This is a genomic window from Comamonas sp. JUb58 (assembly GCF_004364775.1).
Lineage (GTDB): Bacteria > Pseudomonadota > Gammaproteobacteria > Burkholderiales > Burkholderiaceae_C > Comamonas.
In genome coordinates, this window is the sequence record NZ_SOAL01000009.1 from 229824 (window position 1) to 237954 (window position 8131).

The following is an 8131-nucleotide window of genomic DNA, read 5'->3' on the forward strand; positions in this document are numbered from 1 at the left end:
CACAACGCAGCAGGTGGCGCGGAGATTGGCACGCTCTGTGCATTGTGCTTGCCACAAACGGATGGGTCGAATTCATCAACAAGGAGTGTGGCAATGGCAATGAGCAACAGAGGCTGGATGGTGGTGGCGGGTGCAGCGTTTCTGGCGCTGCCGATGGTGGCAAGCGCGCAGCTGACCGCCAACGTGAGCGCGACCACGAACTACAAGTTCCGCGGTCAGGACCAGAAGTCCTCTAGTGCCCAGTGGGTCAAGCCTGCGCTCCAGGGAGGGATCGACTACGCCTTTGGCGACAGCGGCTTTTATGTGGGTAACTGGAACTCCACCGTCGACTGGCTCGACAACAACAAGCTGGAGATGGATTTCTACGGTGGCTACAAGTTCAAGGCCGCCGATGTGGACTGGGATCTGGGTCTGCTGACCTATGTCTACCCCGGCAACACCTTGGGCAATACCACCGAACTGTATGGCTCGGGCACCTACGGTCCCGTGACCGTGAAGTACTCGCACACCGTATCGAAGGATTATTTTGGCTGGGCCGGCACCAAGTACGACAGCACGTACAAGGGCCGCAACACCGGCTACCTGAATGTGGCATTCGCCCAGGAAGTGGCACCCAAGACGACCTTGAAGCTGGCCGTGGGCTACACGCGCTTTTCCAGCGACATCAAGGACCTGGGCGTGCCCAACTACCTGGACTACAGCGTGGGCGGTGCCTATGACCTGGGTGACGGCTTCTCGCTGAGCGCCGCCTGGGTGGGCGCCAACAAGACCGGTGCCTTTGGCTTTGTGAACAAGGGTCGCGCGATCGTGTCGCTGACCAAGGCTTTTTGATGCAGCGCCGCTGCAATAAGTGACGACAGGAGAACCTATGAACATGAAACTGGTAGTGGCGGTGATCAAGCCCTTCAAGCTCGATGAAGTGCGTGAGGCGCTGTCCGATATTGGGGTGCAAGGCATCACGGTGAGCGAGGTCAAGGGCTTTGGACGTCAGAAGGGCCATACCGAGCTGTACCGCGGCGCTGAGTACGTGGTGGATTTCCTGCCCAAGGTGAAGCTGGAGATCGCGGTGGCCGAGGACCTGGTGGACCGGGTGATCGAGGCCATCGAGAACGCAGCGCGCACCGGCAAGATCGGCGACGGCAAGATCTTTGTCTCTCCGCTGGAGCAAGTGGTGCGTATCCGTACCGGCGAAACCGGCCCGAACGCTATCTAAAAAAACAGCGCTCCGCGCTGGCAAGGCGCGCGCAACAAGCCAATTTATCTTGAAGGTGTGAACAACATGAGACGACTACTTTCCTTGGCAGGGCTGGCGGCGGTGGCACTGGCCACTGCGGGCAACGCGGCTGCGGCCGATGCAGCAGCTCCCGTTCTGAGCGCAGGCGATACCGCCTGGATCATGACCTCGACCATGCTGGTGATCCTGATGGTCATCCCGGGTCTGGCGCTGTTCTACGGCGGTCTGGTGCGCAGCAAGAACATGCTGTCGGTGCTGGCCCAGGTGTTCACGATCTTTTCGCTGATCACCGTGCTGTGGACCATCTACGGCTACTCGCTGACCTTCTCCGGCGAAGGCAACTTCTTTGGCGACTTCGGCAAGGTGTTCCTGATGGGCATCACCCCCGATACCTTGTCGGGTGCGATGGCCACCGTGCCTGAGTATGTGTTCGTCTCGTTCCAGGCCACGTTCGCCGCCATTACCGTGGCGCTGATCGTCGGTGCCTTTGCCGAGCGCATCAAGTTCGCCGCCGTGATGATCTTCGCGGTGCTGTGGTTCACCTTCAGCTACCTGCCGATTGCCCACATGGTCTGGGGCGGTGGTCTGCTGGGCAAGGATGGCGCGCTGGACTTTGCCGGTGGCACCGTTGTGCACATCAACGCCGGTGTGGCCGGTCTGGTGGGCTCCTATGTGCTGGGCAAGCGCCTGGGCTTTGGCCGCGAAGCGCTGGCTCCCCACAACCTGACTCTGACCATGGTGGGCGCATCGCTGCTGTGGGTGGGCTGGTTCGGCTTCAACGCCGGCTCGGCAGGTGCTGCCAACGGTATCGCTGGTCTGGCCTTCATCAACACCATTGTGGCCACCGGCGCAGCCTGTGTGAGCTGGTTGGTCTGCGAAACCCTGCACAAGGGCAAGCCTTCGATGCTGGGTGCCGCTTCGGGTGCCGTCGGTGGCCTGGTGGTCATCACCCCGGCAGCCGGTTTTGTCGGCCCCATGGGTGCCATCGTGATGGGTCTGCTCGCTGGCGCTCTGTGCCTGTGGGGTGTGTCCGGTCTCAAGCGCCTGCTCAAGGTCGATGACACCTGCGACGTCTTCGGTGTGCACGGCGTGGGCGGTATCCTGGGTGCCATCCTGACCGGTGTGTTCTGCGCCTCCAGCCTGGGTGGTGTCGAGCCAGAAGGCTACAACATGGCCCACCAGATCTGGGTGCAAACCAAGGGCGTGCTGATCACCATCGTCTGGTCTGCGGTGGCAGCCTGGATCTCGTACAAGGTGGCTGGTCTGCTGACCGGTGGTCTGCGTGTGACGGAAGAAGCCGAACGCGAAGGCCTGGACATCACCTCCCACGGCGAAGCGGCCTACGGACGTTGATTCTTGCGGATACTCCTTGGGGGGCCGGACGGGTGCACAACCCGGCCGGCCTTTTTTTATGCGCCGTGCTGGCGCATAAAACACCGTTTAGATCGTTGCAGCAGCGCGTTCTGGCCACAGCGCCAGGCCACCGGCCACGCTGAAGGCCTGGTGGTGGCCCAGCCGGCGCAATGCATGGGCGGCCTGGGCGCTGCGGTTGCCACTGCGGCAGTAGAACACCACGGGGGTATCGGCCGGCAGGGCCAGCCACCGCGGCAGTGCATTGAGCAGGCCCGACAGCGGCACAGCCTGGCTGCTGGCGCCATCGTCCATGCCCGGCGCCTGGCCCAGTTGCTGCTCATAGGGCTCGCGCACATCCACCAGCAGCGCGGCGCTGCCGACCTGCTGCAGCGCCTGGGCATGGGCCACCGGCAGCTCCACACATACGGTGGGCGTAGCGGCATCCACACGGGCGCCGCAGGCCATGGTTTGGTAGGCGGTGGGGGCCAGGTCCTGCTCTAGCGCGGCCTTGGCAGCGGCAAAGGCGGCGGCATCCAGCTGGCCTTGCAGCACGCCGGCCAGCAGCGGCTGGGCAGCAGCCTCAACGGCCAGGGTGCAGGCAAAGCGGTTGTCATAGTCGTGGCCGGGCAGCAGCAGGGTTTGCGGGCCCACGGTCTCCGCCAGCAGGCGCAGGCTGCCTGCATAGGCCTGCGGCGCGCTCTGCGCAAAATCGCTGCGGCCCAGCGCGCCGGGCAGCACCGTATCGCCCACCAGGGCCAGCTGCAGCTGCGTGCCTTCATGCAGCAGATAGGCGGTGGAATCTTCGGTATGGCCGGGCAGCGCCAGGCGGCTCAGGCGGTAGGCGCCCAGCGCAATCTGCGTGGCGCCTTGGGGCCAGCCCAGGGCATCCACCGCGCCAGCGGCTAGCAGCGCAGCGGGCACGGCAGCGCGCAACTCGGCCGCCGATGAGGCGTGGTCGCCATGGCTGTGGGTGTCCAGCACGGCGGCCAGGGTGTAGCCCCGGCAGCGCAGCCACTGCGCCAGGCGCTCGACCAGCTCGGGCAGCGGATCGACCACCACGCAGCGCTGGCTGGCGGCATCGGCCAGCAGGTAGCAGCAGGCGCCATCGACGACAAAGCGCGTCAGCAGCGGGGTGGCGCCATGGGCGGTGTCTTCAGGCGCCTCCACCAGGCAGTTGGCGCGCAGTGCGGCGCCGCAGGCACGGATGCGCTGGCAGGCTTCGGCGATCATCTCGGCCGAATCGGCCGCGCCAAAGGACATGCGCACCGCCGCAGCCGTCTGCCAGGCGGGCAGGCCCATGGCTTCGAGCACATAGCTGGGCTGGGCCTTGCTGGCGCTGCAGGCCGAGCCACCGCTGACCCGCAGCCCGGCGGCATCAAACAGATCAAGCAGCAGCTTGGCGCTGAGGCCCGGCACGGAGAAGTTCAACGTGGTGGGCAGGCACAGCGCGGGCGGCGCGTTGAACACCAGGCCGGCAAAGGCATTGCGCAGCGCCGCTTCCAGCTGGCTGCGGTGGTCGGCCATCGTGGCAGCGCTGGCAAAGCTGCCGCCGTCCTGCAATGCGCGCAGCACGGCGCCCAGTGCGGCAATACCAGCCATGTTTTCGGTACCGGCGCGCAGTGCGCCTTCCTGGCCGCCGCCGGCCAGTAGCGGCGTAAAGGGCGCGCCCTTACGCACATAGAGCATGCCCACGCCCTTGGGCGCATAGAGCTTGTGGCCGGAGAACGGTGCGTAGTCGATGCCGCGCTCAACCGGGTTGAGCGCCAGCTTGCCCAGCGCCTGCACGCCATCGACCAGCCACAGCGCCGGGCTGCCGCGCAGCGCATCGGCAATGCCGTCCAGATCGCTGACCACGCCGGTCTCGTTGTTCGCGGCCATCGTACACACCAGGCCTGCCGATGGCGCCTGCGCGCGCAGCCAGGCCAGGTCATGGCGGCCATCGATGCCCACGGGGATGGCGGTGACCGGCAGCTGCAGGCCGAGCACGGCATTCCAGTGCTTGAGGGCCTCGGGCACGGCCTTGTGTTCGGTCGCGCCGTAGAGCAGCTGCATGGGGCTGCTGTCGCCTGCCTCGCGGCGCTGGCGCAGGGCGCTCAGCGCGGACAGCACCGCCGTCTGGATGCCCTCGGTCGCGCCGCTGGTGAACAGCAGCTGGCCGCTGGGCACGCCCAGCACCTGGCGTGCTGCCGCGCGTGCCTCGTCCAGCAGTGCGCGGGCCTTGAGGCCGCTGCCATGGATGCTGCTGGGGTTGCCATAGGCATCGGCCATCATCGCCAGGGCGGCGGCGCGGGCTTGGGGGAGGACGGGGGTGGTGGCGTTGGCGTCGAGGTAGATTTCCATGCCCAAATTGTCGAGGCCGGGCCGGGGAATACAGTCGCAAAATTCGGCAGTTGCTGCAGAATAATGGAGTTCTATTCCAAAAAATTGGCAAAGAATGAAATTGGATTCTATTGACCGCAAACTGCTGGAGTTGCTGCAGGCCGATGCCGAAACCCAGGTCGCCGAACTGGCAGCCCAGGTCGGGCTGTCGGCCACACCTTGCTGGCGCCGTATCCAGCGACTCAAAGAGGCCGGGGTCATCAAGCGCCAGGTGGCACTGGTGGACCGCGACAAGGTCAATGTGGGCGTGACGGTGTTTGTCGCAGTGCGCACCAGCACGCACAGCCAGGAATGGTTTGAGCGCTTTCGCGCGGCGGTGGCTGCTATTGCCGAGGTGGTGGAGTTCTACCGCATGAGCGGCGAGGTGGACTACCTGCTGCGCGTGGTGGTGCCCGACATCGCCGCCTACGACAAGGTCTACAAGCGCCTGATTGCCGATACCCAGTTGCTGGATGTGTCGTCCAGCTTTGCGATGGAAGAGCTGAAGTTCACCACCGCCTTGCCGCTGTCATATATTCCATAAGCCTGTCTTGCGGCAAGCCGGTGGCACAGATAATGCTTAGGGTTTTCCATGCAATTTTTTATCAAAGGAACGCCATGATCTGGCATACCGTGGTCAGTCAGCCCTTTGCGTTGGGGGAGTCTCCTTTCTGGCAAGCCAGCGGTGGTGTTCTCTATGGCGTCGATGTGGCTGGCAAACAGCTGTGGCGCACGATGCCCGGATCGGGCTATATGGACCGCTGGGACATGCCCGCCGAGCCCGGCTGCATGGCGCCGGCCCGCAGCGGCGGCGCGCTGGATGGCTGGATCGTGGTGCTGCGCGACCGCATCTGCCGCGCCACCCACTGGGGCGGTACCCTGCACGAGATCGCCCACCTGCCGATCGACCCCGCCACCGAGCGCGGCAACGACGGCCGCTGCGATGCCCAGGGCCGCTTCTGGGTAGGCACCATCCACGAGCCGACCAGCGGCCCGCGCCAACCGGTGGCCGCGCTCTACTGCGTCGATGGCCTGACAGGCACCACGACGGTGCGCAAGGTGCTCGATGGCGTCTCCAACGCCAATGGCCTGGCCTGGTCGCCCGACCGCCGCACCATGTACTGGGCCGATACGCCCAGCCACACGGTCAGGAAATTTGCCTGCGATGTGAGCGGCTACCCGCAAGGTGAGGGCGAGGTCTTCATTCGTTTTGACAGCAAGCCCGAGGGCTGGACACCGGGCGAGCCCGGCTACGGCGGCCGGCCCGATGGCGCCGCTGTCGACGTTGAAGGCAACTACTGGTGCGCGATGTACGAGGGCGGCCGCGTGCTGCAGATCTCCCCGCAGGGCCGCATCCTCGCCAACCACTACACTCCGGCGCTTTGCCCCACGATGCCCTGCTTTGGCGGCAGCGATGGCCGCACCTTGTACGTCACCTCCGCCCGCCACGGCCGCAGCCGCGACGAGCTGGCCCAGCTGCCGCTGTCGGGCTGCGTGTTCGCAATGCGGGTCGGCGTAGCCGGCCTGCCGACTCAGCCTTGGCGGGAAATCGGGCATGGGTTCTGACCTGTCGTTGGTGCGTCTGCCGATGTAGCCACTACTGCTGCCAGGCCAGCGATCTTTCTTCCTATCGACATTGTTGATTTGTTAGTTATGAACTATCATTCTTCAATTTTCGATAGGAATTCGCATGTCAGGAAAGCCAGCAGCTCGAATAGATGACAAGGTCAAATACGCGCGAATCGTCACCGGTTCGCGCACCGTCCTGATAGGCACTCAGGGCGGGGTGGCTTGCTCAGTTTGTCCGGATGGCAAAGCTGCCGACTCGACGGTTGGTAATCCCGTCAATCCGCAGCTGGGTGCCAAAGTATTGTCTGGGTCTTCTGACCTGGACTTCGCTCTACCGGGCGCCATGCCCCTGGTCTGGCAGCGCCAGTACAGCAGCTACGTGAACGCGCAGCACGGCGGTCACTGCGGGGTGCTGGGCTATGGCTGGGGCCTTCCCATGGATTTGCGCATCAAGGTGGAAGCAAGCGCCACCTTGCTGCACGACAGCCAGGGCCGCACGATCACCTTTGATGCCTTGGCAGCAGGGGAGTCGATCTACAGCCCCAGCGAAGATATCTGGCTGCTGCGCTCGGGCTCGCATCCGGGCCATCTGACGCACGATCTTGCAGCCATGACTGGGCCTGCCAAGTTCACCGAGGCGGGCGCCGCAGATAGCTTTGAAGCCCCACCCCCGCGCAGCCAACAGGCACCTTTGTGGTGGCAGGGTCGCTTCTCCTGGATCCGGCGCGATATGGCTTGCGGGGATTTGATGATCCTGGCGGCCAATGGCAGAGGAGATACCGTCTGGGTGTTTGGCCCGGCGAACTGGCAGGCGATTGAAGCGGCACGCAAAGATATCCATGAACAGAAGACCGCAGGCAAACCGGTCACGGTGACCGAGCCGGATATCGATGCAAACTGGATTTTGCTGGGCAAGGTAGACCGGCTGGGCCGCTCCCAACGTTACCACTGGACCAAGGTGCTGGGCCAGGAGCGCATCACCACCATCGACGATGGCGTGGGCCGGGGCTATCAGCTGCACTACACGCAGGCGATTGCCGCGCAGGATGCCCAGCACTTTCACCATAAGAGCACTGACGAAGATGGGCACGAAGACGAGCACTTCTTCTGGCAAGCCGACAGCGGTGTGCGTCTGTCAAAGGTAGATCTGTATCGCGACCCTTTGGCCCCCATGCTGCAGACCGAGCCCACCACCTTGGTGCAGTACAGCTACAGCGAACAAGGCGACCTCACCTCCGTCACCAACCGCCACGGCCAGGTCGTGCGCCGCTTTGCCTGGCGCAACCATTTGATGATTGCCCACCAGGAACGCGGCGGGCCGGAGCACCACTATGCCTATGACCGATATGAGCCAGGCGGGCAAGCCATCGAGCAACGCAACCAGGAAGGCCTGGACTACAAGTTTGACTACCAAGAGCTGCCCGAAGTGGATGGCCAGCCGAGGCGAACATGTGTCGTCACGGACAGCCTGGGCCGCGTCGACAAATACATCTTTCAAGGTGAAGCAGGGCTGCAGCGCCTCGTAGAACACACCCGGGCTGACGGAAGCACCATTAAACGCAAATACAACCAGTACGGCCACCTGAGCGAAGTCACCGACCCGCTAGGCCGCACTGT

Annotated in this window: 7 protein-coding genes; 6 read left to right on the forward strand and 1 reads right to left on the reverse strand. The window is 64.3% G+C overall.

What is annotated here, in order from left to right; translation table 11 throughout:
* The first annotated feature begins 99 nt into the window (after window positions 1–99).
* The 3 genes from EDF71_RS11995 (at window position 100) to amt (ending at window position 2587) form a co-directional block, all read left to right on the forward strand.
* The gene (locus EDF71_RS11995; RefSeq protein WP_133856834.1) at window positions 100–831 is read left to right on the forward strand and encodes a TorF family putative porin; all 732 of its coding nucleotides are present in this window, start codon (window positions 100–102) and stop codon (window positions 829–831) included.
* A gap of 43 nt (window positions 832–874) precedes the next feature.
* On the forward strand, window positions 875–1213 hold the full coding sequence (gene glnK / locus EDF71_RS12000) for a P-II family nitrogen regulator (RefSeq protein WP_027010591.1): 339 nt from the start codon (window positions 875–877) through the stop codon (window positions 1211–1213).
* Between the two features lie 66 nt (window positions 1214–1279).
* Window positions 1280–2587 (forward strand): ammonium transporter, encoded by a 1308-nt coding sequence (amt, locus tag EDF71_RS12005; RefSeq protein ID WP_133856812.1) that lies wholly within the window; start codon window positions 1280–1282, stop codon window positions 2585–2587.
* Window positions 2588–2674: 87 nt separating this feature from the next.
* Here the strand turns inward: amt and EDF71_RS12010 are convergent, their stop codons facing one another.
* Window positions 2675–4927 (reverse strand): aminotransferase class V-fold PLP-dependent enzyme, encoded by a 2253-nt coding sequence (locus EDF71_RS12010; RefSeq protein WP_133856813.1) that lies wholly within the window; start codon window positions 4925–4927, stop codon window positions 2675–2677.
* Between the two features lie 100 nt (window positions 4928–5027).
* Between EDF71_RS12010 and EDF71_RS12015 the strand changes: the two genes are divergently transcribed.
* The 3 genes from EDF71_RS12015 to EDF71_RS12025 form a co-directional block, all read left to right on the forward strand.
* Entirely contained in the window at window positions 5028–5489 is a 462-nt protein-coding gene (locus EDF71_RS12015; protein ID WP_166656524.1) for an Lrp/AsnC family transcriptional regulator, read from the forward strand.
* A 74-nt stretch (window positions 5490–5563) separates the two neighbouring features.
* Window positions 5564–6511, forward strand: a complete 948-nt coding sequence (locus EDF71_RS12020; RefSeq protein WP_133856815.1) for an SMP-30/gluconolactonase/LRE family protein — start codon at window positions 5564–5566, stop codon at window positions 6509–6511.
* Between the two features lie 124 nt (window positions 6512–6635).
* Window positions 6636–8131: DUF6531 domain-containing protein (locus EDF71_RS12025; protein ID WP_243854277.1), on the forward strand; the 1496-nt coding region annotated here is incomplete at its 3' end.